The organism is Kitasatospora sp. NPDC051705 (genome assembly GCF_044453265.1).
Lineage (GTDB): Bacteria > Actinomycetota > Actinomycetes > Streptomycetales > Streptomycetaceae > Kitasatospora.
In genome coordinates this window covers 98,272-123,392 of sequence record NZ_JBITCO010000005.1, presented here as the reverse complement: position 1 = coordinate 123,392, position 25,121 = coordinate 98,272, and the positions used below count along the sequence as shown (strand labels likewise).

Genomic DNA, 25,121 nt, shown 5'->3' with positions numbered 1-25,121 from the left:
TGCTCCTACGCAGTGGTGAGGCCGATCGGGCGGTCCTGGCCGGACCAGGCCGTGACCGGGGCGAAGCCCTGGTGGCCGTACTCGCCGAAGACGGTCAGCGGGCGGCCGGTGGAGACCGCGGCCAGCCGCCACAGCGCCGCCTCGGGGACGGCAGGGCCGTGCACGGGCACGGTGTGGTGGCCGTCCGTCAGGTGCCAGCCGTCCGGGGTGCGGACCGGCACGACCCCGGCGAGGACGGTCGGCCAGCTCTCCAGCCACGGGTCGTCGGCGACGGCGGTGCCGTAGCCGGCCACCGCCTCGGCGACGGCGAGGCCGTCGGGCGGGCCGGCCGGGCCGGGGGCGGGGGCGCCGTAGCGGGTGCCGAGGGCGGCGCGCAGCGGGCGGGCACCGGGGTGGAAGGCGAGGTCGGCCTCCAGCAGGTGGCCGGTGGGCAGGGCGAGGTCGGGGGCCTGGCCGGGCCGGCCGAAGGCCAGCAGCAGGGCGGGCCGGCCGGTCTTGGCGCCGCGCAGCCAGACCCGGCGGGTGGTCAGCCGGTCGTCGGAGCCCCCTTCCATCTGCACCGTCCGGCTGCCGAGCACCTGCCAGCGGTCGCGGACGGTGGGCCCGGCCAGGACCTCGGCGGTGTCGGCGGGGTAGCCGACCCGGGTGCGGACCGTCGCGGCGAGGTCGGCCGGCAGTTCGTCGAGGCGGGTGGCGGCGGTGGCGAGCAGGTGGAGCATCGCGTACTCCTCCAGGAGGAGGTCGGAGGGGACGGTGTCGAGCGTGCGGACCCGGGTGGCCAGGCCGGGTGCCTGCGCGTCGACCATCCGGGCGGCGACCGCCTCCCAGGGGCCGGCGGCGGACTGGTCGGCCAGGCCGTGCCGGACCCGGTCGGCCAGCCGCAGCCGGAGCTCGGCGGCGCCGGCGGCCACCCGGGCGCCCCGCTTCTCGGCCCGGCGGCGGGCGGCGGCAGGGTCGGCCGGGGCGGCGGCGCGCTTCTCGGCGCGCTCCCCGCGGGCCCGGAGCCAGTCGGCCGCCCAGTCGGCCGGCTCGGCGGCGGGGACGGCCTGCGGGGCGCCCGTCCAGAGCAGGAGGAGCCCGAGCGCGTGCTTGCACGGGAACTTCCGGCTGGGGCAGCTGCACTGGTAGGCGGGCGTGGCGAGCTCGACCACGGTGCGGTACGGCGTGCTGCCGCTGCCCCGGCACTCGCCCCAGACCGCGGTGCCGTCGGTGCCCGCCCCGGACCACGGCGCGGGCGAGGAGAGCTTGCCGGCCGCCTTCTGCGACGCGGCGTCAGGTGCCAGGGACAGGACGTGTTCGGTGCTCCAGCGTTCCTCCATGCGACCGACGGTAGGCGGCGGCACTGACATCGCCCGGGTGCCCGTCCGGCCCGCGCGCGAGGGCGCCCGCCGGTCCGTCAGGTGATGTCAGTGGCCCGGTGCAAGGTGGTTCCGCAGGCCGGGACGCCGACCTGGCTCCCCCCGATCACCCCGCCGCCGGGGCACCCGTGCACCCGGCGGCCGACCCGAAGGAGCCCCCCGATGACCGACGTTCTGCGGCAGCACGCCGAGGACGCCTTCGCCGGCGAACTGGCCGCCCTGGCCGCGCAGGACGACCGTCCGCGCCCGGAGCGCTGGAAGCTCTCGCCGTGGGCGGTGGCGACGTACCTGCTCGGCGGCGAGCTGCCCGACGGCACCCGGGTCACCCCCAAGTACATCGGTCCGCGCCGGGTGGTGGAGGTCGCCGTCACCACCCTGGCGACGGACCGCGCGCTGCTGCTGCTCGGTGTGCCCGGCACCGCCAAGACCTGGGTCTCCGAGCACCTGGCCGCGGCGATCAGCGGCGACTCCACCCTGCTGGTGCAGGGCACCGCGGGCACCCCGGAGGAGGCCGTCCGGTACGGCTGGAACTACGCCCGGCTGCTCACCCACGGCCCGAGCCGGGACGCCCTGGTCCCCTCGCCGCTGATGCGGGCGATGGCCGACGGGAAGATCGCCCGGGTCGAGGAGCTGACCCGGATCCCGGCCGACGTGCAGGACGCCCTGATCACCGTGCTGTCCGAGAAGACGCTGCCGGTACCGGAGTTGGGCTCCGAGACGCAGGCCGTGCGCGGCTTCAACCTGATCGCCACCGCCAACGACCGCGACCGCGGCGTCAACGAGCTGTCCAGCGCGCTGCGCCGCCGGTTCAACACCGTGGTGCTGCCGCTGCCGGGTTCGCTGGAGGAGGAGGTCGACATCGTCACCCGCCGGGTGAACCAGCTCGGCCGCTCCCTGGAGCTGCCCGAACTGCCCGGCGGCGCCGCGGAGATCAGGCGGGTGGTGACGGTATTCCGCGAGCTGCGGGCCGGGATCACGGCGGACGGCCGGACGAAGGTCAAGACCCCGAGCGGCACCCTCTCCACCGCCGAGGCGATCTCGGTGGTGACCAACGGGCTCGCCCTGGCCACCCACTTCGGTGACGGCGTGCTGCGCGCCGGGGACGTGACGGCCGGCATCCTCGGCGCCGTGGTCCGCGACCCGGTCGCGGACCGCGCGGTCTGGCGCGAGTACGTGGAGGGCGTGGTGCGGGAGCGCGACGGCTGGAAGGACTTCTACCGGGCCGCCCGCGAGGAGGTGCGATGACGGCCGACGTCGCGCTGCTCGGCATCCGGCACCACGGCCCGGGCTCGGCCCGGGCGGTCGCCGCCGCCCTGGAGCAGTGGCGGCCCGACGCGGTGCTGATCGAGGGCCCGCCCGAGGCCGACGGCCTGCTCCACCTCGCCGCCGGGACGGGCCTGGTGCCGCCGGTCGCGCTGCTCGCCCACGCCGTGGACGACCCGGCGAAGGCCGCCTTCTGGCCGTACGCCGAGTTCTCCCCGGAGTGGGTGGCGATCCGTCACGCCGTCGAGCGGGAGCTGCCGGTCCGCTTCATCGACCTCCCCGCGGGCCACGGTTTCGGTCCGGCCGCCGGGGAGGCGGACGGCGAGCCGGAGGAGCCGGCGGCCGATCCGCTGGCGCTGCTCGCCGAGGCCGCCGGGCACGACGACCCGGAGCGCTGGTGGGAGGACGTGGTCGAGCACCGCGCGCCCGGTGCGGACGCGCTGGCCCCGTTCGCGGCCGTCGCCGAGGCGATGGCGGCGCTGCGGGCGGAGGGCCTCGGCGAGTCCCGGCGGGACACCCTGCGCGAGGCCTACATGCGCCAGCAGGTCCGCGCCGCCCGCCGGGCCGGGCACGGCCGGATCGCCGTGGTCTGCGGGGCGTTCCACGTGCCCGCGCTGGCGGCCGCGCCGAGCGTCGCGCACGACCGGGCGCTGCTCGCCGGACTGCCCCGGAAGGTGCGGACGGAGGTCACCTGGGTGCCGTGGACGCACCGCAGGCTCTCCCAGGCCGCCGGCTACGGCGCGGGTGTGCGGTCGCCCGGCTGGTACCACCACCTGTTCACCACCGAGGGTGACCCGGTGCCGCGCTGGCTGACCCGGGCCGCCGAACTGCTGCGCGCCGAGGACCACCCGGTCTCCTCCGCCCACGTGATCGAGGCGGTCCGGCTCGCCGAGGCCCTCGCGGTGATGCGCGGCCGCCCGCTGGCCGGGCTGACCGAGACCCTGGATGCCGTACGGGCCGTGCTGTGCGAGGGCTCGGACGTCGCCCTGGAGCTCGTCCGGGACCGCCTGGTCGTCGGCGACGCGCTCGGCGAGGTCCCGGACACCGCCCCGGCGGTGCCGCTCCAGCGGGACCTCACCAGGCTGCAGCGCTCGCTGCGGCTCAAGCCCGCGGCCGAGCCCAAGGACCTGGACCTCGACCTGCGCAAGGACACCGACGCGGCCCGTTCCCGGCTGCTGCACCGGCTGCGGCTGCTGGGCGTCGACTGGGGCGTGCCCGCCCGGTCCGCCGTGAACTCCACCGGGACGTTCCGGGAGAGCTGGCGGCTCTGCTGGCAGCCCGAGTTCGCGGTCCGGATCGCCGAGGCCGCCCAGTGGGGCACCACGGTGGAGGAGGCGGCCACCGGCAAGGCCGTCGGCACCGCCCGCGCGGCGGCCGAACTCGCCGAGCTGACGGGCCTGGTGGAGACCTGCCTGCTGGCCGGCCTGCCCGGCGCGCTGCCCGCGGTGATGCGGGTGCTCGCGGACTGCGCGGCCCTGGACACCGACGTCGCCCACCTGGCCGGGGCGCTGCCCGCGCTGGTGCGGGCGCTGCGCTACGGCGACGTCCGCGGCACCGACCACGGTGCGCTCGGCGCGGTGGCCGCAGGGCTCGCCGACCGGATCTGCGTCGGGCTGCCGCCCGCCTGCGTGGGGCTGGACGCCGAGAGCGCTGCGGCCATGCGCGTCAGGATCGACGAGGTGCACGGTGCGATCGGCCTGCTCGGGCCGGGCGGACCGGCCGACCCGAACGCCGCGGGCGACCCGGACGCCGCGGACGGGCCCGGCGGCCCGGGCCCCGACGGCCGGAGCCCGGACGGCCTGGCCGGGCGTTGGGCCGCCACCCTGCGGGGCCTGGCCCGCCGGGAGCCGAGCGCCGGACCGGCCACCGGCGTCCCCGGGCTGCTGCGCGGCCGCGCCGTCCGGCTGCTGCTGGACGACGGCCGGCTCGACTCCGACGAGGCCGGCCGGCGGCTGCGCCTGGTGCTGTCCGCCGCCAGCGCCCCGCTGGACGCGGCCGGCTGGATCGAGGGCTTCCTCACCGGCGGCGGAGCCCTGCTGCTGCACGACCCGCGGCTGCTCGCCCTGCTCGACGCGTGGGTGAGCGGCGTCCCCGCCGGGGTGTTCACCGACGTCCTGCCGCTGCTGCGCCGCACCTTCACCGGGCTGGAGGCGGGCGTGCGGACCACGATCGGCGGCCGGGTGGCGGCCGGCCCGCTGGGCGAGGCCCCGGCCGGTGCCGACCAGCCGGGCGAGCTCGACCGGGGCCGGGCCGACGCGGCGGTGCCGGTGGTGGCGCTGCTGCTCGGGGTCCGGCCGCGGATCCCCCGGCAGGCTGCCGGGCGCAACACCTGACGCGGCCTCCCCGGGCCGCCCCCCCGGTCACCCCCGGTGTCCCCGTCACCCCTCTTACCCCCGTTGTCCCCGTCGAAGGAGGACGAGATGGCTGCGACCACGACCGACGACCGGCTGCGCCGCTGGCGCCTGGTGCTCGGCGGCGAGGCCGACGGCACCGGCTGCACCCTGCGCGGCCGGGACGCCGCGATGGACGGCGCCCTCGCCGCGCTCTACCGGGGCGCACCCGAGGAGGGCGGCCGTCCGGCCCGCGGCGGCCGGCGCGGTGCCGGGCTCGGCGGCTCGGCCCCGCAGGTGGCCCGCTGGCTGGGCGACATCCGCGAGTACTTCCCGTCGACCGTCGTCCAGCTGATGCAGCAGGACGCGATCTCCCGGCTCGGCCTCGACCGGCTGCTGCTGGAGCCGGAGATGCTGGAGGCCGTCGAACCGGACGTGCACCTGGTCGGCACCCTGCTCTCGCTCCGGCACGCGCTGCCCGAGACCACCCGGGAGACCGCCCGGGCCGTGGTCGGCAAGGTGGTCGCCGACCTGGAGCGGCGGCTCGCCGACCGCACCAGGGCCACCGTGGGCGGCGCCCTCGACCGCAGCGCCAGGGTGAACCGGCCCCGCCACCGCGACATCGACTGGGACCGCACCGTCCGGGCCAACCTGGGCAACTACCTGCCCGAGCACGGCACCGTCGTCCCCGAGCGGCTGGTCGGCCACGCCCGCGCCCGGCACGCGGTGCGCAAGGACGTCATCCTCTGCATCGACCAGTCCGGTTCGATGGCGCCGTCCGTGGTGCACTCGGCGGTGTTCGGCGCGGTGCTCGCCTCGATGCGGAGCCTGGACACCCGCCTGGTCGTCTTCGACACCTCGGTGGTCGACCTCACCGAGCAGCTCACCGATCCGGTCGACGTCCTGTTCGCCACCCGGCTGGGCGGCGGCACCGACATCAACCGCGCGCTCGCCTACTGCCAGTCGAGGATCACCCGGCCCGCCGAGACGGTCGTGGTGCTGATCAGCGACCTCTACGAGGGCGGGATCCGGGACGGCATGCTGCGGCGGGTCGCCGCGATGAAGGCGGCCGGCGTGCAGTTCATCGCCCTGCTGGCGCTCTCCGACGAAGGTGCGCCCGCGTACGACCACGCCCATGCGGCCGCCCTGGCCGCGCTCGGCGCACCGGCCTTCGCCTGCACCCCCGACGCCTTCCCGGAGGTCATGGCCGCGGCGATCGAGAAGCGCCCCGTCCCGGTGCCTGACCAGGGAGTGTGAGGATTCACCCGGACGCGCTAAACCCGCCCGCCGGTGGGCGGGGCCCGCGCCGCACCGCTCTAGGCTGTCTGTGACGGTTCTCACCCAAGACGGGAAGGCCCCGGGCGAAACAGTCCCGTCGTACGGGGATAACCTGCCAGACGGACGTGACGCGCGTGTTGATTGACGTGTGCGCCCGTGGCTGTGTGGGCCGCAAGGCCGTACCTCTGCGTACCCGCACCGCCCCGACGACCCGCAGCGAAGATCCTGCCGTGGCACGCTCGTAGAGACACAATCCGCGACCACGAACAAGGACAAACACGTGGACCTGTTCGAGTACCAGGCGAGGGACCTCTTCGCCAAGCACGGCGTGCCCGTGCTTGACGGCGATGTCATCGAGACCGCCGCAGACGCTGCCGCCATCGCGGAGCGCTTCGGCGGCCGCGCCGTCGTCAAGGCTCAGGTGAAGGTGGGTGGCCGAGGCAAGGCCGGTGGCGTGAAGCTCGCCTCCGACCCGGCGGACGCCGTCGCCAAGGCCGAGCAGATCCTCGGCATGGACATCAAGGGCCACACCGTTCACAAGGTGATGCTGGCCCAGACCGCGGACATCAAGGACGAGTACTACGTCTCGTTCCTGCTGGACCGCACCAACCGCACCTTCCTGGCCATGGCCAGCGTCGAGGGCGGCGTGGAGATCGAGGTCGTCGCCGAGCAGAACCCCGACGCGCTCGCCAAGATCCCGGTCGACGCCAACGAGGGCTGCACCCCGGAGAAGGCCGCCGAGATCGTCGCCGCGGCGAAGTTCCCGGCCGAGGTCGCCGACCAGGTCGCCGAGGTCCTGCAGAAGCTGTGGACCGTCTTCATCAAGGAGGACGCCCTCCTCGTCGAGGTCAACCCGCTGATCAAGTCCGGTGAGGGCAAGATCATCGCGCTCGACGGCAAGGTCTCCCTGGACGAGAACGCCGAGTTCCGCCAGCCCGAGCACGAGGCGCTCGAGGACAAGGCCGCGGCCAACCCGCTCGAGGCGGCGGCCAAGGCCAAGGGCCTGAACTACGTCAAGCTCGACGGCCAGGTCGGCATCATCGGCAACGGCGCGGGCCTCGTCATGAGCACCCTCGACGTGGTCGCCTACGCCGGAGAGAACCACGGCGGCGTCAAGCCCGCCAACTTCCTCGACATCGGTGGCGGCGCCTCCGCCGAGGTCATGGCCAACGGCCTGGAGATCATCCTGGGCGACCCCGACGTCAAGTCGGTGTTCGTCAACGTCTTCGGCGGCATCACCGCCTGTGACGCGGTCGCCAACGGCATCGTGCAGGCCCTGGAGCTCCTCGTGAGCAAGGGCGAGAGCGTCACCAAGCCGCTGGTCGTTCGCCTGGACGGCAACAACGCGGAGCTGGGTCGCAAGATCCTCGACGACGCCAACCACCCGCTGGTCCAGCGCGTGGACACCATGGACGGCGCCGCGGACCGCGCCGCCGAGCTGGCCAACAAGTAAGGAAGGGGACTTAACACCATGGCTATCTTCCTTACCAAGGACAGCAAGGTCATCGTCCAGGGCATGACCGGCGCCGAGGGCATGAAGCACACCCGCCGCATGCTCGCCTCGGGCACCCAGATCGTCGGCGGCGTCAACCCGCGCAAGGCCGGGACCACGGTCGACGTCGACGGCACCGAGATCCCGGTCTTCGGCTCCGTCGCCGAGGCCATGGAGAAGACCGGCGCCGACGTCTCCGTCCTCTTCGTGCCGCCGGCCTTCACCAAGGCCGCCGTCATCGAGGCCATCGACGCCGAGATCGGCCTGGCCGTCGTCATCACCGAGGGCGTCCCGGTGCACGACACCGCCGCCTTCTGGGCCTACGCCGGCTCGAAGGGCAACAAGACCCGGATCATCGGCCCGAACTGCCCCGGCCTGATCAGCCCCGGACAGTCGAACGCCGGCATCATCCCGGCCGACATCACCACCTCCGGCAAGATCGGTCTGGTCTCCAAGTCGGGCACCCTGACCTACCAGCTCATGTACGAGCTGCGCGACATCGGCTTCTCCTCGGCCGTGGGCATCGGCGGTGACCCGGTCATCGGCACCACCCACATCGACGCCCTCAAGGCGTTCCAGGAGGACCCGGAGACCGAGCTCATCGTCATGATCGGTGAGATCGGCGGCGACGCCGAGGAGCGTGCCGCGGCCTACATCGCCGAGCACGTCACCAAGCCGGTCGTCGGCTACGTCGCGGGCTTCACCGCCCCCGAGGGCAAGACCATGGGCCACGCCGGCGCCATCGTCTCCGGCTCCTCGGGCACCGCCCAGGCGAAGAAGGAGGCCCTCGAGGCCGCCGGTGTCAAGGTCGGCAAGACGCCGTCCGAGACCGCCCGCCTGGCGCGCGAGATCATCGCCGGCTGACCTCGGTCAGCGGCGCGACGAGCGCCCCCGCCCTCCCGGGCGGGGGCGCTCGCCCGTTCCCGGGCCGTTCAGCGCGGTGCCGGCCCGGTGGTGCAGGGCAGCGGCGACCACAGCGGACAGGCCGCCGGCCCCTGCGGCGGGGGCGCCCCGGCCCCCCGGGCCGCCGCGGGCAGCTCCCACCGGGCGAGGGCCTCCGTCCGCGGCTCCACCACCACCGCCTCGATCCCCGGCGTCGGACTGCACCACAGGCTGCGCACGCCGTTCGGCGGGCCGCCCGGCAGCACCGGCACGCCCGGCTCGTCGGCGTCCGGGGCGGGCACGCACACGGCCGGCTCCGGCGGCTCCGGCTCCCGGAAGAGTGCCGCCGGTCGGATCCCCACCAGGGTCGCCAGCACCGCTCCGCCCACCGCCACCGTCAGGGCCGCCGCCGCCCCGGTCCGGCTCGCGCTCCACAGGCGGTGCCGCGCCCGCAGCACCGGCACCGGGGCCCGGTGGGGCTCCGGGCAGCCCCGCACCGCCGCCCGGTGCAGCAGGCCGCTGAGCCGGTCCGCGAATCCGGGCGCCGTCGGGTCCGGGCCCACCAGGTCCGGCACCGACTGGGCCAGCGCCGCCCGGGCCGCCCACACCCGGCCCTCGGCGGCCGCCAGCGTGGACTCCACCTCGACCGAGACCGCCGCGGCCGGCAGCCCCAGGCCGTCGTGCAGCACCAGCGCCCGCCGCTGCGGCCGCGACAGGCGGCGCAGCGCCTTCAGCAGCGCGCGGTCCCGGTCGGTCAGCCGGTCGTGGTCCGGCAGGACGGCCTGCGACTCGTCGGCCGGTCGGACGGTGATCCGGCGGTGCGGCAGGCTCCAGAGGTGCGAGCGCCGCGGGCCCCCGCGATGCCACGGCGACAGCCCCAGCTCGCAGGCCCGCACCCGTACCCATCCCTCCGGATTCCCCGATGCGGCCACCGCCTCCCACTCCCGCCGCGCCTGTCCGAACGCCAGCCGGACGCAGTGCACCGCCCGGTGCCTGCAGGTGGTCAGCAGGAACACCTGCTGTACCAGGCGGGTGTGGGCCGCCTCGTACAGCTCCTCGAAGTTCCGGGGGACGGCGGCCGTCGCGGAGCCGGCCGGGGCGGGCGCGGGGGCGTCGACCGGCTGCTCCGCCGCCCGGGCGGGGGCGGGCTCGCCGCGACCGCCCCGGTCGGCCGGGCCCGCCGGGGCCGGTTCACCCGCCCGGGCCGGTGCGCCGGGGCCGGTCGCTCCCGCGACCGCTCGGGGGCGCCGGCCGGCGCGGGCGGGCCCGGTGCCGGTGGGGGCGGTGCCGGTGGGGGCGGTGGTCTGCCGCCCGGCCGTGGCCGGTGCCTCGGTCGGTGCCGTGGTCGGCGCGGTGGGGGTCGCTGTTTTCACGGGCGCGGGCTTTCCGGTGCTGGTGGGCGGGTTGCCGGGCTCCGCGGGGGCGGGGGCGGCTGACGGGGCGGCGGGGGCCGGGGAGCTCGCGGAGCGTGGGGGCGTGCGGCGGCGGCCGGTGCCGGGGGGTGCGCCGCCGGGCCGCTCGCCGGGGGACGGCTGCGGGCGGTGGCCGTCCGGGGCGGGTGCGCGGTTCTCCTTCGGCCGTCCGCCGGTGCCGAGGACCGGGGCCCGGCCGGCGCCGTCGGCCGGGGGAACGGCCGGGCCCGGGGGCCTGGCCGGAGCCGGAGCCGGTGCCGCCGACGTGGCCGGGGGAGCCGCCGGGGGCGAGGTCTGGGGCGCGCGGAGGCCGGCGGTGAGGGCGACGGCCTCGGCCTCCGTGGCGGCGCCGAGCTTGCGCATGGCCCGCTGGACGTAGCTGCGGGCGGTGGCCGGGGTGACGCCGAGGGCGGCCGCGGTCTGCGGGAGGTCGCGGCCGGTGGCGAGGTGGCCGAGGGCCTGGGCCTCACGGGGGGTCAGCTTGCGCAGGAGGCGGGCGGTGTCCTGGTCGGCGCGGGCGGCCCGGGGCTTGCGGGGTCGGCGGCCGGGGGTGGGGGAGTCGGCCCCGGCGGGGTGTTCGGCGGTGGGTGGCGTGGTCATCAGACGCTCCGGGCCGGGGCGCCGGCGGCTTGGGGGCAGGGTCTGAAAATGCGCATAAGCCAATAATCTGGGACACGGCGGCGGTTTGCCGCTTCACCGAGCATGGCGAGTCGCCTTGGCACCATGAGGCGCATGACGCAGCTGATGGGCCGTCCGATCCTCGAAGTGCCGGGCGAGCTGGGTGGACGCCCGCTGCCGGCCGACCTGTTGGCGGGGGTGCGGACGGCGCTGGTCGGCCTGGCGGCGGTCGGGGTGCCGGTGCTAGGGCTCTGGGTGGCCACGCCGTACGCGGACAACGGCGCGGCCGGTGCCACCCGGTTGGCGGGTGCGCTGTGGCTGCTCGGGCACGGCGCGCCGCTGGTGCGGGGGGCCGCGGACGCCCCGCTGACCGTCACTCCGCTGCTCCTGGGCGTGCTGGCGGTGGTTCAGCTCTACCGGGCCGCCGCCGGCGTGGCCGCCCGGCGCGGGCCCCGGCGGCGGTGGGGCGGCCCGGTCGCGGTGTGGGCGGGCTACTGCGCGGTGGCGTTCGCGGTGGTCCTGCACTGCACGGGCGACGGGCTCTTCCGGACCAGGGTGCTGCCGGACGTGCTGGTGGTGGGCCTGGTGACCGGGCTGGCGACGGCGGCGGGCGCCCGCTCGGCGCGGGCCTCCGGTCCGGGTCGGCCGCTGCTGGACCGGCTGCCGCCGTCGCTGCGCCCGTCCGGTGGCGAGGCGGCGGTGCGCGGGGCCGCGCTGGCCGCCGGTGCGGGGCTGGCGGCGGCGGGCGGGCTGCTGGTGGCGGTCGCGGCGGTGCTGGCCGCGGTGGTCGGGGGCGGCCGCGGGGCGGCGGTGCTCGGGGGCGGTCCGGCGGCCCTGGCCGGCTTGCTGCTGCTCGGGGTCGCGCTGCTGCCGAACGCCGTGCTCTGGGGGGCCGCGTACGCGCTGGGGCCGGGCTTCGCGGTGGGCGCCGGGACGGCGGTGACCCCGGCCGGTACGGCGCTCGGCCCGGTGCCGGAGTTCCCGCTGTTCGCGCTGCTCCCGGCCGAGGGGCCGGGCGGCTGGCGGTGGGCGGCGCTGCTGCTGCCGGTGCTCGCGGCCGTGGTGCCGGCGGTGCTGCTGGGCCGGGCGGCGGCCGGTCACGGCCGCCCGGCGGAGCCCGCGGGGGAGCCCACTGGGGAGCCCGGTGCGGTGCCCTGGTCGCCGGCCGCCACGGCGGCGGCGGTGCTGGCGGCGGCGCTGCTGACGGGTGCCGGGGCGGCCGCCCTGGGCTGGCTGTCGGGCGGCGCGCTCGCCGGTGGGCGGATGGCGTGGATCGGCCCGGTGCCGTGGTGGACGGGCCTGGCGGCGGCGGGCTGGCTGGTGCTGGTGGCCGTGCCGGGGGCGCTGCTGACCCGTCACCGGGCGCTGCGTCCCGCGGTCGCCGCCTCTGGGGTCGCCGCCCCCGGGGACGGCGGTGTCGGGGACGGCGGTGTGGGGGGCGCTCCGCTCACCGCCCGCGCCCGGCTCGCGGCGCAGGCGCACCGGGGTGCGCTGCTGGTGCGCGCCCGCGCGTACGCCGCCGTGGTGCGCCTGAGCGGACCTCGGGAGGGGTGAGGTCCGGGACCTACCCGGCGTTCCCGGTGAAGTCCACGTACCACTTGGGCGCCAGGCGGTTGCAGTTCTCGGCGCCGACGGAGGTCAGCGAGTCCCGGACGCAGGTGACGTAGTCGTCGTAGTACACCCCGAGGGCGATCACCGAGGAGGCGACCACGACGGTCATCGCGCCGGTGAGGATGCCCGCGAGCGCGGCCGGGGTGAGCGGGTTCGGGGCGGCGGGCCGGGGCGCGGCGCCGGGGCCCGCGGCTGCGCGCCGCGGGGTGCGCATCGCGCTGACGCCCAGGACGATGCCGAGCACGCCGAAGAACAGGGCCGCCCACTGGAGGCCGATGAACAGGCAGACCAGCGCGGCCGGTCCGGCGAGGGCGGCGTTGCGGGCGCGGCGCTGGGCCGGGTCGGTGGGGTCGAGCTTCGGCGGCTGCGGGGCGGGGGGCCGCGGCCCCCGGCCGTCACCGTGCTGGACGGGGCCCCAAGGGTGCGGCGGCGGGAACTGCGGGCGCTCGCCGGTGCCCTGGCCGTCGGGCCCCTGGCCGCCGTCGCCCCGGGGGTGCTCGCCGGGCCAGGGGTTGCGCGGCTGCCACGGCTGGTCCGGGGCATCCGCCGGCGGCGGCGCGAAGGGGTTGCGCTCGCCGGTGTCGTCACCGCTGCTCATGGTTCAGCCATTCCTTCTCGGTCGGAGGGGCGGTCTCCCGCGCCCCCTATGATCCCGCAGCCGTTCGCCGGGGCTCCGGCGGCCCGCCCGCTGCCCGGGCCGGGAGGGGCCCGCCGTGGCCGTCCGGCGCGGGACGGCCGCCCGGGTTCCGGACGCGCCCCGCCGCGGCAACTGCGCTGCGGGGGGCGGGAGGAGATCCCCGTCTCAACTACGCGCGTAGCGCCGACAGGAGGGTTCGAGGGGCGTCCGACCAGCCGTTATCGTGGTGACGGTCAGCAGCTCACATAGGTTCCCGGGGGCCCGCGTCGCGGCGGGTTCTCCTGGTGTTCCCCCTCGCTCGACCTGCCGTTCGTAGTGGCCCCACCGCCGGTGGACGTACCAGCGGGCGGCGCCCGACCTACGGAGAATCGCGCAGTGGCCGCCCCCGCCCAGCTCTTCCCGCCCCGTACGCCCGGACCGGCCCGACTGGTGGTGCTGGTCTCCGGTTCCGGCACCAATCTGCAGGCGCTGATCGACGCCGCCGCCGATCCGGCCTTCGGGGCCGAGATCGTCGCCGTGGGCGCGGACCGCGACGGGATCGCCGGTCTGGAGCGCGCCGGGAGGGCCGGACTGCCGGTCTTCGTGCACCGGGTGAAGGACCACCCGGACCGGGCCGACTGGGACCGCGCGCTGACCGCCTCCGTCGCCGCCCACGAACCGGACCTGGTGGTCACGGCCGGGTTCATGAAGATCCTCGGCCCCGAGTTCATCGCGGCCTTCGCCGGGCGGATCGTGAACACCCACCCCGCGCTGCTGCCGTCCTTCCCCGGTGCCCACGGCGTGGCCGACGCCCTCGCCTACGGGGTCCGGGTCACCGGCTGCACCGTCCACCTGGTCGACGCCGGGGTGGACACCGGGCCGATCATCGCGCAGGGCGTCGTCGAGGTCGTCGACGCCGACCACGCCGATGGCGGCGACGCGCTGCACGAGCGCATCAAGACTGTCGAGCGCAAGCTGCTCGTCGACGTCGTGGGCCGGCTGGCCCGCGAAGGTCACCGCATCGAGGACCGAAAGGTATGGATTCCGGCATGAGCGCAAGCTCCACCACCCCTCCTGTCTCCGAGGACGTCCGTCCGATCCGTCGCGCGCTGATCAGCGTGTACGACAAGACCGGTCTGGAGGAGCTGGCCCAGGGCCTGCACGCCGCCGGGGTCGCCATCGTCTCCACCGGCTCGACCGCAGGCCGGATCGCCGCCGCCGGCGTCCCGGTGACCGAGGTCTCCGAGCTGACCGGCTTCCCGGAGTGCCTGGACGGGCGCGTGAAGACCCTGCACCCGCGCGTGCACGCCGGCGTGCTCGCCGACCTGCGGCTGGAGTCGCACCGCGCGCAGCTGGCCGAGCTGGGCGTCGAGCCCTTCGACCTGGTCGTGGTGAACCTCTACCCGTTCAAGGCCACCGTCGCCTCGGGCGCCACCCCGGACGAGTGCGTCGAGCAGATCGACATCGGCGGCCCGAGCATGGTCCGCGCCGCCGCCAAGAACCACCCGTCGGTGGCCGTCGTGGTCGACCCGGCCCGCTACGGCGACGTGCTGGAGGCCGTCGCCGGCGGCGGCTTCGACCTGGCCACCCGCAAGCGCCTGGCCGGTGCCGCGTTTGCGCACACCGCCGCCTACGACGTCGCGGTCGCCTCGTGGTTCGAGGCCGGCTACGCGCCGAGCGACGAGCGCTTCCCGGAGTTCCTGGGCGCGACCTGGGAGCGGCAGAACGTGCTGCGCTACGGCGAGAACCCGCACCAGGGCGCCGCGCTGTACAGCGACGGCACGGGCGGCCTGGCCGGCGCGCAGCAGCTGCACGGCAAGGAGATGTCGTACAACAACTACGTCGACACCGACGCCGCGCGCCGTGCCGCGTACGACCACGCCGAGCCGGCCGTCGCGATCATCAAGCACGCCAACCCCTGCGGCATCGCGACCGGCGCGGACGTCGCCGAGGCGCACCGCAAGGCGCACGAGTGCGACCCGGTGTCGGCGTACGGCGGCGTGATCGCGGTCAACCGCCCGGTCACCGTCGAGCTGGCCGAGCAGATCGCACCGATCTTCACCGAGGTCGTGGTGGCCCCGGGTTACGAGGACGGCGCCGTCGAGGTGCTGGCCCGGAAGAAGAACCTGCGGGTGCTGCTGGCCCCCGAGGCGCCGGCCGGCCGGCAGGAGGTGCGCCCGGTCTCCGGCGGCGTGCTGCTGCAGGACACCGACCGGGTGCACGCCGAGGGCGACGACCCGGCGAACTGGACGCTGGCCACCGGCGAGGCGCTGTCCGGCGCGGAGCTGGCCGAGCTGGCCTTCGCCTGGCGGGCCTGCCGGGCCGTCAAGTCCAACGCGATCCTGCTGGCCAAGGACGGAGCCTCGGTGGGCGTCGGCATGGGCCAGGTCAACCGGGTCGACTCGTGCAAGCTCGCGGTCGAGCGGGCCGGCGAGCGCGCCAAGGGCGCCTACGCGGCCTCGGACGCGTTCTTCCCGTTCGCGGACGGTGCGGCGATCCTGATCGCGGCCGGTGTGCGGGCCATCGTGCAGCCGGGTGGTTCTATCCGGGACGAGGAGGTCGTCGCGGCGGCCGCCGAGGCGGGCGTGACGATGTACTTCACCGGCGCGCGGCACTTCTTCCACTGATCGCCCGGTCGCCCGACCGTCACCGGCTGACGGTGTGACGGAGCGGCCCGGCCCCCTCCCGCGGGAGGGGGCCGGGCCGCTCGTCGTTCCGGCCCGGCGGCCGGTGGCCCGGTGCGGGCGCCGCCCGCCGGGCCCGGTGCTCAGTAGCGCGGCCGGGAGAACCAGGCGACGCCGTCCTTCACGCTCATCGAGACGATCATGATGATCGACACCGCGAGCCACATCAGCACGAAGACCAGGCCGACCGGGTTGGCCTTGTTGGCGAAGGTGCCGAGCAGCCCGAGCAGGCCCAGCAATGCGCCGAGCGCGCCGTACACCAGGGTGGTGACGCGCACGGCCGGGCCGCCCTTGCCGAACTTCGCGCCCAGCGTGATCGAGAACGCCGCGAACAGCGCGCACACGACGCCGATCACCACCAGCACACCGGCCGCCGCGTTGCCGAAGCCGTTGAACGGGTCGCTTCCGTCGATCTGCTGCGCCCGGTTGGTGACCTCCTTGGCCGCCGCGGCGGCGATCAGGTAGACACCCGCGCCGATGATCTGCACGGCGCCGATGACGAACAACAGCACCCGGGTGGTGACGACCAGGCCCGGCATGCTCTGCGGGACGGCCGGCGGGTAGCCGTAGCCCGGGGCGCCGTAGCCCGGAGCGGCCTGCGGGTAGCCGTACGCGGCGGCCGGCGGGGCCTGCTGGGGGTAGCCGTAGCCGGGGGCCTGCGGCGGCTGGCCGTAGGGGTTGTTCGGGTCGGGCGGGTAACTCATCGATGCCTCCGGGCAGTTACGGGGACGTGGGGACGGTGCGGAGGTCCCGGTTCCGGTCGGCGGGTCGGGTCGGCGACGGAACGGGGCGCGGGCAGGGCGGAGGCCCGGCACGGGGCCGGGCGGCGCGGTCGGCTCAGCCGCGTGGTGAGCGCGGTGGCGGCGGCGCGAGCGGAGTCGTCGACGGGCACGCCGCGGGCGGGACGACGCCTCGCTGGTCGGGCTGCTCGATCTGAAGTGGTCGGCTCACGTGCTCTTTCCCCCGGGTACGCCCCGCCGGGAGTCCGTCGGCCCGTCACCGGGCCGGTTCGCGGCAGGGAATGCCCGCATATCGTCGAACGGACGGCCTGGCCGTGTCCAGCCGGTTCCCCGCGCGCGGGCCGGACTGTGGCGCAACCGCAACGTGGCCAGGACGTTCCGTGTCCGTTCGGTCGGCTGGCGGGCCCTGGTACGGCGGCGCGCCGCGATCCGGGAGAATGGGGTCATGACTGCCCAGATTCTCGATGGCAAGGCCACCGCCGCCGCGATCAAGTCCGAACTCGCCGCCCGCGTGGCGGCCCTCAAGGCGAAGGGCGTCACGCCCGGCCTCGGCACCGTCCTGGTCGGCGACGACCCGGGCAGCCGCTGGTACGTGAACGGCAAGCACCGCGACTGCGCCGAGGTCGGCATCGCCTCGATCCAGCGCGAGCTGCCCGCCACCGCCACGCAGGAGGACGTCGAGAACGTCGTCCGCGAGCTCAACGCCGACCCCGCGTGCACCGGCTACATCGTCCAGCTGCCGCTGCCCAAGGGCCTGGACCAGAACCCGGTCCTGGAGCTGATGGACCCGGACAAGGACGCGGACGGCCTGCACCCGACCTCGCTCGGCCGCCTCGCCCTGGGCATCGAGGGCCCGCTGCCCTGCACCCCGCTGGGCATCGTCGAGCTGCTGCGCCGCCACGGCGTCGGGATCGACGGCGCCGAGGTGGTCGTGATCGGCCGCGGTGTCACCGTCGGCCGTTCGATCGGCCTGCTGCTCACCCGCCGCAGCGAGAACGCCACCGTGACCCTGTGCCACACCGGCACCCGGGACCTCGCCTACCACCTGCGCAAGGCCGACATCGTGGTGGCCGCCGCCGGTGTGCCGCACCTGGTCAAGCCGGAGGACGTCAAGCCGGGCGCGGCGGTGCTGGACGTGGGCGTCAGCCGCAGCGAGGGCAAGATCGTCGGCGACGTGCACCCCGGCGTGGCCGAGGTGGCCGGGTGGATCTCCCCCAACCCCGGCGGCGTGGGCCCGATGACCCGGGCCATGCTGCTCAACAACATCGTCGTGGCGGCCGAGCGCCGCGCCGGCGTCTGACACCCGACCGACACCACGACGAGGGACGGCGAGCATGACGGAACCGCGACCGGCGCGGACCCGGCGCAGGCCGGTCAAGACCACCGGCACCCTGCCGCCCGAGGGCTCGGCCGCGGCCCTCGGGCGTGACCACGCGCTGCCCGTCCGGCAGTGGCCGATAACCCTGGTCCTGCTGGTGGTCGGCGCCGGTCTCGCGGTCACCTGGTTCGCCGACTTCAAGGACGGCTTCAAGTACGGGCTGCTGATCCTCGGCGGCGGGGTGCTGCTCGGCGCCGTGCTGCGGCTGGTGATGCCCGAGGTCGGGATGCTGGCGGTGCGCAGCCGCTTCACCGACGTGATCGTGCTGACCTTCCTGGGCGCGTCGATCGTGCTGCTGACCCTGGTGGCACAGCCGAACCCGTGGCTGGAGATCCCGCTGCTCGACAACATCGGCCAGCTGATCGGCCGGCCCAAGCACTGAGCCGGGCCCCCGTGACGGCCCCCGCCCGGACCCTCCGGGCGGGGGCCGCCGTCGTTGTGACGCATCAGCCAGTCCGGTACCCGCGGCGTACGCTTCGCTTTGCGATAACCTGACGCCGGTCTCTCGATGTCGAGAGACCATCCTCGGCTCCAGTGCGCCGGTGTGCCTGGGGCACCTGGCGATTTGCTGGAGAAGGTAGAAATGACCCGCACCCCCGTCAACGTCACCATCACCGGAGCGGCCGGCCAGATCGGCTACGCGCTGCTCTTCCGCATCGCCTCGGGCCACCTGCTCGGTGCCGACGTGCCGGTGAACCTGCGCCTCCTGGAGATCCCGCAGGGCCTCAAGGCCGCCGAGGGCACCGCCATGGAGCTCGTCGACTGCGCCTTCCCGCTGCTGCGCGACATCACCATCACGGACAACGCGAACGAGGCCTTCGACGGCGCCAACGTGGCGCTGCTGGTCGGCGCCCGTCCGCGCACCGCGGGCATGGAGCGCGGCGACCTGCTGCAGGCCAACGGCGGCATCTTCGGCCCGCAGGGCAAGGCGATCAACGACCACGCCGCGGACGACATCAAGGTCCTGGTGGTCGGCAACCCGGCCAACACCAACGCCCTGATCGCCCAGCGCAACGCCCCGGACGTCCCGGCCGAGCGCTTCACCGCGATGACCCGCCTGGACCACAACCGGGCCGTCGGCCAGCTGTCCCTGAAGACCGGTGCGCCGGTCTCCGAGATCAAGCGCGTCACCATCTGGGGCAACCACTCCGCCACCCAGTACCCGGACGTCTTCCAGGCCGAGATCGCCGGCAAGCCGGCCTTCGAGGCCGTCGGCAGCGACCAGGCCTGGCTGGAGAACGACTTCATCCCGACCGTCGCCAAGCGCGGCGCGGCCATCATCGACGCCCGCGGCGCCTCCTCGGCCGCCTCGGCCGCCAACGCCGCCATCGACCACGTGCACACCTGGGTCAACGGCACCGCCGAGGGCGACTGGACCTCCATGGGCGTCGTCTCCGACGGCTCCTACGGCGTCCCGGCCGGTCTGATCTCCTCCTTCCCGGTCACCACCAAGGCCGGCAAGTTCGAGATCGTCCAGGGCCTGGAGATCTCCGACTTCTCGCGCGCCCGCATCGACGCCTCGGTCAAGGAGCTGACCGAGGAGCGCGACGCGGTCCAGGAGCTCGGCCTCATCTGAGCCCCGCGCGACGCCTCCCGACGGCCCGCCGCCCCTCCCGAGGGGCGGCGGGCCGTCGCCCTACACTGGCCCGCTGTGAACGAAACCCTCGGGGACGCCGCGCTCGTCCTCGTCTTCATCCTGCTGGGCGGACTGTTCAACGTCGCCGAGATCTCGCTGATCTCGCTGCGCGAGGGCCAGATCCGGACCCTGGAGGCGCACGGCACCCGCCGCTCCGCCCGGGCCGCCCACCTGGCCGCCGACCCCAACCGCTTCCTGGCCGCCGTCCAGGTCGGCGTGACCTGCATGGGCTTCCTGTCCGCGGCCTTCGGCGCGGACACCCTGTCCGGCAAGGTCGCCCCGCTGTTCGTGCGGGCCGGGCTGACCGAGGGCGTCGCCGACGCGATCGCCCTGGTCGGCCTCACCCTGGTGATCAGCTACGCCTCGCTGGTGCTCGGCGAGCTCACCCCCAAGCGCATCGGCCTGCAGCGCGCCGAGTCCATCGCGGTGCTCGCGGCGCCGGTGGTCGACGTGATGTCGGTGGTGCTGCGCCCGGTGATCTGGCTGCTCGGTCACTCCACCAACCTGATGGTCCGCCTGCTCGGCGGCGACCCGGCCGCCGGCCGCGGGTCGATGAGCTCCGAGGAGCTCCGCGGCCTGGTCGCCGCCAACACCGAACTCGGCAGCGACGAGCGCGCGTTGATCGCGGACGTGTTCTCCGCCGGGGAGCGCCAGCTGCGCGAGGTGATGGTCCCGAGGACGGAGGTGACCTTCCTGGACGCCGAGCGCCCGCTGGCCGCCGTCCGGCACCAGGCGGACACCTCGCCGCACTCGCGCTACCCGGTGGTCGAGGGCAGCGCCGACGCGGTGGTCGGCTTCGTCCACGTCCGCGACCTGTACGGCGCGCGCGGCGAGCAGGCCGTCAAGGCCCGCGACCTGGCCCGCCCGGTCAAGCTGCTGCCCGGCACCAAGCTGGTGCTGGAGGCGATGGGCGAGATGCGCCGGGAGGGCCACCACCTGGCGATCGTGGTGGACGAGTACGGCGGCACCGCCGGGATCGTCACCCTGGAGGACCTGGTCGAGGAGGTGATCGGCGAGATCCGGGACGAGTACGACCGGCCGGAGACCGCCGCCACCCGTCGGCTGGCCGGCGGCGGCATGGAGCTCGACGGCCTGCTCAACCTCGGCGACTTCACCGAGGAGACCGGCGCCACCCTGCCCGAGGGCCCGTACGAGACGGTGGCGGGCTGCCTGGTCGCCTCGCTCGGCCGGCTCCCCCGGGACGGCGACCAGGTGCGCGTCCCGGTCGACGGCGGGGGCGGCGTGCTGCTGACGGTGGCCAAGATGGAGGGCCGGCGGATCGCCAGGGTGAGGGTGAGTGCGGTCACACTGGCGGAACCTCCAGGGGCAGACGTTTCCTGAGCGACCGGTGGAACTGGAACAATGGCGCGCATGGTCAACGCAGCGGTCACCGGTCCGGTCAAGGACCGTCCCCGGGTGCTCTCCGGCATCCAGCCCACCTCCGGCTCGTTCCACCTCGGCAACTACCTGGGCGCGGTGCGCCAGTGGGTCGACCTGCAGAAGGAGAACGACGCCTTCTACATGGTCGTCGACCTGCACGCGATCACCGTGGAGCAGGACCCGGCGACGCTGCGCCAGAACACCCGGATCTCCGCCGCACAGCTGCTCGGGGCCGGCCTGGACCCTGAGCACTGCACCCTGTTCGTCCAGTCGCACGTGCCCGAGCACGCGCAGCTCGGCTGGGTGATGAACTGCCTCACCGGCTTCGGCGAGGCCTCCCGGATGACCCAGTTCAAGGACAAGTCGGCCAAGCAGGGCGCCGCCGGCACCTCCGTGGGCCTGTTCACCTATCCGATCCTCCAGGTCGCCGACATCCTGCTCTACCAGGCGGACGCCGTCCCGGTCGGCGAGGACCAGCGCCAGCACGTGGAGCTCACCCGCGACCTCGCGGAGCGCTTCAACACCCGCTACAGCCCGACCTTCACGGTCCCGAAGCCGTACATCCTCAAGGAGACGGCCAAGATCCAGGACCTCCAGGACCCGGCGATCAAGATGAGCAAGTCGGCCTCCTCGGCCAAGGGCCTGGTCAGCCTGCTGGACGACGCGAAGACGAGCGCCAAGAAGTTCAAGAGCGCCGTCACCGACACCGGCACCGTGGTCTCCTACGACGAGGAGGAGAAGGCCGGCGTCTCCAACCTGCTGCGCATCCACTCGGCGCTCAGCGGCCAGTCGGTCGAGCAGCTGGTCGCGCACTTCGAGGGCAAGATGTACGGCGCCCTGAAGACCGAGCTGGCCGAGCTGTTCACCGAGTGGGTCACCCCGTTCCAGGAGCGCACCCGCGTCTACCTGGACGACCCGGCCGAGCTGGACCGGGTGCTGGCGATCGGCGGCGAGAAGGCCCGCGAGGTGGCCGCGCAGACGCTGGCGACGGTGTACGACCGGATCGGCTTCCTCCCGGCCGCCAAGCGGTGACTGCGCTGCCGCGACTGCCCGATGGTGAGGACCTCCCGGAGGTCCTCACCATCGGCGTGTCCGTGAGCGTCCCGGACCCGTACGGGACGGAGATCCAGGACGCCCGCGCCGGGCACGGCGATCCGCAGGCCCGGTCGATACCGACGCACGTGACCCTGCTGCCGCCGACCGAGGTGCCGGCCGGGGCGCTGCCGAAGATCGAGGAGCACCTGGCCGCGGTGGCCGCCGCGCACCGGCCGTTCCGGATGCTGCTGAGCGGCGCCGGGACCTTCCGCCCGGTCTCCCCGGTGGTGTTCGTCCGGGTCGAGGAGGGCGCGCAGGAGTGCCGCCTGCTGGAGGCGGACGTCCGCTCCGGCCCGCTGGCCCGCGAGCTGGCCTTCCCCTACCACCCGCACGTGACGGTGGCGCACGGCCTGTCCGAGGACGCGCTCGACCAGGCGTACGCGCAGGCCCGCGGTTTCCGGGCGGCCTTCGACGTGTCGGGCTTCAGCCTCTCCCGCTTCGACGCGGACGAGGTCTGGCGGCCCTGGCGCGGCTACCGGTTCTCCTGACCCGCCCCCAGCTCCAGCATCCGGTCCACCACCCGGCGGGACGCCCCGCCGTCGTCCAGGACGCAGTGCTCGGCCCGGAAGCGGCGGTGGCGCTCGGCGTAGCCGGGCGGCAGCCCGGTGCCGCCGTCGGCGAGTTCGCGCAGCGCGCGGAGCAGTCCGGCGGAGGTGGGGACGAGCGGGCCGGGGGCCTGCGGCTCGAAGTCGAAGTAGAAGCCGCGCAGGGTGTCCCGGTAGTGCTCCAGGTCGTAGGTGAAGAAGAGCACCGGGCGGCCCGTGACGGCGAAGTCGAACATGATCGACGAGTAGTCGGTCACCAGCACGTCCGCGACCAGCAGCAGCTCCTGCGGGTCCGGGTAGTCCCCGCAGTCGTACAGGAAGCCGTCCCCGGCGCCGGGCAGCGGTTCGCGGACGTGCGCGTGGGGGCGGACCAGCAGCACGTGGTCCGGGCCGAGCAGGCGCCGGGCGTGGTCGAGGTCGAGGCGCAGGTCGAAGCGGAAGCCGTCGCCGTCGCCGCGCTGCTGGTCCTCCCGCCAGGTCGGCGCGTACAGCACGATCCGCTTGCCGTCCGGGACGCCGAGCCTGCGGCGGACGGCCGCGGCGGTGCGTCGGTCGGGTCTGGCGAGCACGTCGTTGCGGGGGTAGCCGGCCTCCAGGATCTCGCCCTGGTAGCGGAAGGCGCGGCGCAGGATCGGGGTGGCGAACGGGCTGGGGGAGAGCAGCAGGCTCCACTGCGGGGTCTCCCGGTCGAGCGCGTCCAGGTAGCCGTGGTCGGCCAGCCAGGGGTTGTCGACGTCGTGGGCGATCCGCTTCAGCAGTGAGCCGTGCCAGGTCTGCACCACCACCTGGCCGGGGCGGCGTTCCAGGAAGTCCGGGAAGTGGGTGTTGCCGACGAGGTAGCGGCAGGTGGCCAGGGCCCGGTACCACTCGGGGCTCCAGATCCGGACGGCGCGCACCCCGGGCGGGAGTTCGGCCTGGGCGTCGTCGACCACCCAGAGGTGCTCCAACGGCGCGCTGCGGCGGTCGAGTTCGGCGTGCACCGCGCGCGGCGAGTCGGCGTAGCCGCGGCCGCCGAACACGTCGTACAGCACGGCCTCGCGCAGCGGCTCGCGGCGGGCGGCGGGGTACGCGCGGGTGCGCAGCCGGGCCTGCGTCCAGGCACTGCGCTCGGTGGCGGTGAGCACCGGGGTGGAGTCCACCAGCAGGGTGTCGTGCCAGCGGCGCTGCAGCAGGATCCGCTTGCCGCCGACGGAGGTGGCGGCGGGCAGGGCGGGGAGCGCGGCGGGCGCGGCGAGCAGCGGGCGGCTCGGGCCGGAGTGCCCGACGGGCTCCAGCGACGCCTCCCAGACGCCCTTGCGCAGCGGCAGGCCGGCGCCGTCCGAGCCGGTGCGGGTCGCCGGCACCCGGACCAGGAACCGGCCGCCGGGGCCGGTCTCGACGGGGCTGCGCACCTCGCCGGCCACGCCGGTGTGCCGCAGCACGAGCTCCAGCCGGTCGGCGGAGCCCCCAGGGCAGTGGCCGGTGAGCTCGAAGCCGCCGGCCCGGACGGCGATCCGCTCGACCAGGCCGGCCGCCGGCTGGACACACAGCTGGAGCCGCCCGTCGGCGAGGTGCTTGAGGTAGAGCGCGCGGTCCGGGGCGCCGGGCAGCCGGTGCTGGCCGGCCACCCGGCCGTGGCGCTCATCGAGGCAGAGCTGCTCGGTGGTGCCGTCGGGGCGCTGCAACTCGGCGTCCCAGTGTTCGAGGTCGTCGGCGCCGCGGCCGTCGGCGGTGAACGGCCGGTACGGGACGTGGACGGCGAAGCGGTCGCCGGTGCGGGCGACCGGCCGTTCGATGACGGCCGGGCTCTGCCGGTGGCGCAGCCGCAGCACGGTGCCGTCGGGCTGGTCGTGCGCGGTGCCGCGCAGGTCGAGGCCGTCGGCGGTGGGGGCGGCGTGGGTGAGCCGGACGCCGGGGCGTTCGAGCCGCAGCCGCAGCCGCCCGTCGGAGAACTCCGGCTGGAGGCGGACGTCCCGGTCCAGCCAGCGGGCCGGCGGGTACTCGCCGGAGCCGCACCAGTGCGGGGCGAGGGAGCCGTACTGGCGCCGCACCCGGGCCGGGCGCGGGCGGGTGAACAGGGTGGCCTCGACCTGCCAGTCGCCGAGCGGCCAGTCGGGGCCGCGGCGCAGCCGGGCCGGGTCGACCAGGGCCGTGAAGCCGGACCAGTCGTGGTTGAGGTCGGGCTGGGCGCTGTCGTCGGTGACCTCGGGCAGCCGGCGCGGCCGGGAGCGGAGGTGGACGGGCGGGAGGTCCGGGTCGGGGTGGCGCAGGGTCAGCCAGGTCCAGGCGGAGCCGGGGCGGCCGGTGTCGAGGTCGTCCGGCCGGGCGAAGCCGGTGAGCTCCAGCCCGCGGCCCGTCCAGCGGGCGCGCAGCAGGCCGAAGACGACGTCCTCGTCCTCGGCGGGCCGCTCGGTGCCGACCCGCGGGCCCGCGTGGGGGAGGACGAACCGCGTGAGCACAGACATCGGGGGTGGGCCCTTCGGGACGGCGGCCGGGCCATGGCGGTGGACCGGGGCTCCGGGCCGATATCCACCGGGCCGGATCCGAATTGACATCCCATACCGGGACGACACCCGGGGTCAACTGTACGGTCCGGCGAATTTCCCGCGAAATTCGTCAACGAAACACGAGTTCGAGTGCAATGCGGACGTAAAGGGCGGGGAAGTGTCCAGGAAACGTCCAGAATGCGCCGAGGCGCCCCCCGCCGGGGGCGGGGGGCGCCGCGGGGGGGGGGGGGGGGGGGGTAAGCCCGTGGGTGCCACGCGGCGCCCCCCCCGGCGGGGGGCGAGCCGGCGGCCCGGGGGCCCGACGTCGCGCGGGCCGC

The 25,121-nt window shown here is 75.4% G+C and carries 19 protein-coding genes; 14 read left to right on the top strand and 5 right to left on the bottom strand.

Annotated features, from left to right (window positions below; translation table 11 throughout):
• Window positions 1-5: 5 nt before the first annotated feature.
• Entirely contained in the window at window positions 6-1,319 is a 1,314-nt protein-coding gene (locus ACIA8Q_RS08730) for an SWIM zinc finger family protein (RefSeq protein WP_360208976.1), read from the bottom strand.
• A gap of 201 nt (window positions 1,320-1,520) precedes the next feature.
• Between ACIA8Q_RS08730 and ACIA8Q_RS08725 the strand changes: the two genes are divergently transcribed.
• The 5 genes from ACIA8Q_RS08725 (at window position 1,521) to sucD (ending at window position 8,585) form a co-directional block, all read left to right on the top strand.
• Window positions 1,521-2,603: an AAA family ATPase gene (locus tag ACIA8Q_RS08725; RefSeq protein ID WP_360208973.1), complete on the top strand. Its 1,083-nt coding sequence runs from the start codon at window positions 1,521-1,523 to the stop codon at window positions 2,601-2,603.
• Window positions 2,600-4,954, top strand: a complete 2,355-nt coding sequence (locus tag ACIA8Q_RS08720) for a DUF5682 family protein (protein WP_360208971.1) — start codon at window positions 2,600-2,602, stop codon at window positions 4,952-4,954. The genes ACIA8Q_RS08725 and ACIA8Q_RS08720 overlap by 4 nt, the downstream gene beginning before the upstream one ends.
• Before the next feature lie 87 nt (window positions 4,955-5,041).
• Window positions 5,042-6,208 carry a VWA domain-containing protein gene (locus ACIA8Q_RS08715; RefSeq protein ID WP_396316925.1) on the top strand — a complete coding sequence of 389 codons (1,167 nt, stop codon included), beginning with the start codon at window positions 5,042-5,044 and terminating at the stop codon, window positions 6,206-6,208.
• Between the two features lie 301 nt (window positions 6,209-6,509).
• A complete protein-coding gene (sucC, locus tag ACIA8Q_RS08710) occupies window positions 6,510-7,682 on the top strand; it encodes an ADP-forming succinate--CoA ligase subunit beta (protein ID WP_387901186.1) in 1,173 nt (390 codons plus the stop codon).
• 18 nt (window positions 7,683-7,700) lie between these two features.
• Window positions 7,701-8,585: a succinate--CoA ligase subunit alpha gene (gene sucD / locus ACIA8Q_RS08705; RefSeq protein ID WP_350573897.1), complete on the top strand. Its 885-nt coding sequence runs from the start codon at window positions 7,701-7,703 to the stop codon at window positions 8,583-8,585.
• Between the two features lie 68 nt (window positions 8,586-8,653).
• On the opposite strand, the gene ACIA8Q_RS08700 is transcribed toward sucD, so the two are convergent.
• Window positions 8,654-10,615 (bottom strand): LuxR C-terminal-related transcriptional regulator, encoded by a 1,962-nt coding sequence (locus tag ACIA8Q_RS08700; protein WP_396316924.1) that lies wholly within the window; start codon window positions 10,613-10,615, stop codon window positions 8,654-8,656.
• A gap of 132 nt (window positions 10,616-10,747) precedes the next feature.
• Between ACIA8Q_RS08700 and ACIA8Q_RS08695 the strand changes: the two genes are divergently transcribed.
• Window positions 10,748-12,187: a DUF6350 family protein gene (locus ACIA8Q_RS08695; RefSeq protein WP_360208960.1), complete on the top strand. Its 1,440-nt coding sequence runs from the start codon at window positions 10,748-10,750 to the stop codon at window positions 12,185-12,187.
• 10 nt (window positions 12,188-12,197) lie between these two features.
• On the opposite strand, the gene ACIA8Q_RS08690 is transcribed toward ACIA8Q_RS08695, so the two are convergent.
• Window positions 12,198-12,842, bottom strand: a complete 645-nt coding sequence (locus ACIA8Q_RS08690; RefSeq protein ID WP_360208957.1) for a hypothetical protein — start codon at window positions 12,840-12,842, stop codon at window positions 12,198-12,200.
• 414 nt (window positions 12,843-13,256) lie between these two features.
• Between ACIA8Q_RS08690 and purN the strand changes: the two genes are divergently transcribed.
• Together purN and purH are read left to right on the top strand one after the other, a co-directional pair.
• The gene (purN, locus tag ACIA8Q_RS08685) at window positions 13,257-13,913 is read left to right on the top strand and encodes a phosphoribosylglycinamide formyltransferase (RefSeq protein WP_360208955.1); all 657 of its coding nucleotides are present in this window, start codon (window positions 13,257-13,259) and stop codon (window positions 13,911-13,913) included.
• Window positions 13,910-15,487: a bifunctional phosphoribosylaminoimidazolecarboxamide formyltransferase/IMP cyclohydrolase gene (gene purH, locus ACIA8Q_RS08680; protein WP_360208953.1), complete on the top strand. Its 1,578-nt coding sequence runs from the start codon at window positions 13,910-13,912 to the stop codon at window positions 15,485-15,487. The genes purN and purH overlap by 4 nt, the downstream gene beginning before the upstream one ends.
• A 140-nt stretch (window positions 15,488-15,627) precedes the next feature.
• On the opposite strand, the gene ACIA8Q_RS08675 is transcribed toward purH, so the two are convergent.
• Window positions 15,628-16,248 carry a hypothetical protein gene (locus ACIA8Q_RS08675; protein WP_360223090.1) on the bottom strand — a complete coding sequence of 207 codons (621 nt, stop codon included), beginning with the start codon at window positions 16,246-16,248 and terminating at the stop codon, window positions 15,628-15,630.
• 481 nt (window positions 16,249-16,729) lie between these two features.
• Between ACIA8Q_RS08675 and ACIA8Q_RS08670 the strand changes: the two genes are divergently transcribed.
• The 6 genes from ACIA8Q_RS08670 to ACIA8Q_RS08645 all read left to right on the top strand — a co-directional run bounded on the left by ACIA8Q_RS08670 (window position 16,730) and on the right by ACIA8Q_RS08645 (window position 22,261).
• Entirely contained in the window at window positions 16,730-17,584 is an 855-nt protein-coding gene (locus tag ACIA8Q_RS08670; protein WP_360223087.1) for a bifunctional methylenetetrahydrofolate dehydrogenase/methenyltetrahydrofolate cyclohydrolase, read from the top strand.
• Window positions 17,585-17,618: 34 nt separating this feature from the next.
• A complete protein-coding gene (locus ACIA8Q_RS08665) occupies window positions 17,619-18,044 on the top strand; it encodes a DUF3017 domain-containing protein (RefSeq protein ID WP_360223084.1) in 426 nt (141 codons plus the stop codon).
• Between the two features lie 201 nt (window positions 18,045-18,245).
• Window positions 18,246-19,238 (top strand): malate dehydrogenase, encoded by a 993-nt coding sequence (locus tag ACIA8Q_RS08660; protein ID WP_360223081.1) that lies wholly within the window; start codon window positions 18,246-18,248, stop codon window positions 19,236-19,238.
• 75 nt (window positions 19,239-19,313) lie between these two features.
• A complete protein-coding gene (locus ACIA8Q_RS08655) occupies window positions 19,314-20,639 on the top strand; it encodes a hemolysin family protein (RefSeq protein WP_360223078.1) in 1,326 nt (441 codons plus the stop codon).
• 30 nt (window positions 20,640-20,669) lie between these two features.
• Window positions 20,670-21,710, top strand: a complete 1,041-nt coding sequence (gene trpS, locus ACIA8Q_RS08650; RefSeq protein WP_360223075.1) for a tryptophan--tRNA ligase — start codon at window positions 20,670-20,672, stop codon at window positions 21,708-21,710.
• 62 nt (window positions 21,711-21,772) lie between these two features.
• Window positions 21,773-22,261, top strand: coding sequence for a 2'-5' RNA ligase family protein (locus tag ACIA8Q_RS08645; protein ID WP_396316923.1), 489 nt, complete (start codon window positions 21,773-21,775; stop codon window positions 22,259-22,261).
• Here ACIA8Q_RS08645 and ACIA8Q_RS08640 read toward each other — a convergent pair.
• Complete coding sequence (locus ACIA8Q_RS08640; protein WP_396316922.1) at window positions 22,246-24,762, bottom strand: CDP-glycerol glycerophosphotransferase family protein; 2,517 nt, start codon at window positions 24,760-24,762, stop codon at window positions 22,246-22,248. The genes ACIA8Q_RS08645 and ACIA8Q_RS08640 overlap by 16 nt on opposite strands.
• Window positions 24,763-25,121 lie beyond the last annotated feature (359 nt).

Excerpts from the sequence above, each read along its gene's own strand:
- ACIA8Q_RS08730 (WP_360208976.1), bottom strand. The coding sequence starts at position 1,319 with ATGGAGGAACGCTGGAGCACCGAACACGTCCTGTCCCTGGCACCTGAC.
- ACIA8Q_RS08725 (WP_360208973.1), top strand. The coding sequence starts at position 1,521 with ATGACCGACGTTCTGCGGCAGCACGCCGAGGACGCCTTCGCCGGCGAA.
- ACIA8Q_RS08720 (WP_360208971.1), top strand. The coding sequence starts at position 2,600 with ATGACGGCCGACGTCGCGCTGCTCGGCATCCGGCACCACGGCCCGGGC.
- ACIA8Q_RS08715 (WP_396316925.1), top strand. The coding sequence starts at position 5,042 with ATGGCTGCGACCACGACCGACGACCGGCTGCGCCGCTGGCGCCTGGTG.
- sucD (WP_350573897.1), top strand. The coding sequence starts at position 7,701 with ATGGCTATCTTCCTTACCAAGGACAGCAAGGTCATCGTCCAGGGCATG.
- ACIA8Q_RS08700 (WP_396316924.1), bottom strand. The coding sequence starts at position 10,615 with ATGACCACGCCACCCACCGCCGAACACCCCGCCGGGGCCGACTCCCCC.
- ACIA8Q_RS08695 (WP_360208960.1), top strand. The coding sequence starts at position 10,748 with ATGACGCAGCTGATGGGCCGTCCGATCCTCGAAGTGCCGGGCGAGCTG.
- ACIA8Q_RS08690 (WP_360208957.1), bottom strand. The coding sequence starts at position 12,842 with ATGAGCAGCGGTGACGACACCGGCGAGCGCAACCCCTTCGCGCCGCCG.
- purH (WP_360208953.1), top strand. The coding sequence starts at position 13,910 with ATGAGCGCAAGCTCCACCACCCCTCCTGTCTCCGAGGACGTCCGTCCG.
- ACIA8Q_RS08675 (WP_360223090.1), bottom strand. The coding sequence starts at position 16,248 with ATGAGTTACCCGCCCGACCCGAACAACCCCTACGGCCAGCCGCCGCAG.
- ACIA8Q_RS08670 (WP_360223087.1), top strand. The coding sequence starts at position 16,730 with ATGACTGCCCAGATTCTCGATGGCAAGGCCACCGCCGCCGCGATCAAG.
- ACIA8Q_RS08665 (WP_360223084.1), top strand. The coding sequence starts at position 17,619 with ATGACGGAACCGCGACCGGCGCGGACCCGGCGCAGGCCGGTCAAGACC.
- ACIA8Q_RS08660 (WP_360223081.1), top strand. The coding sequence starts at position 18,246 with ATGACCCGCACCCCCGTCAACGTCACCATCACCGGAGCGGCCGGCCAG.
- trpS (WP_360223075.1), top strand. The coding sequence starts at position 20,670 with ATGGTCAACGCAGCGGTCACCGGTCCGGTCAAGGACCGTCCCCGGGTG.
- ACIA8Q_RS08640 (WP_396316922.1), bottom strand. The coding sequence starts at position 24,762 with ATGTCTGTGCTCACGCGGTTCGTCCTCCCCCACGCGGGCCCGCGGGTC.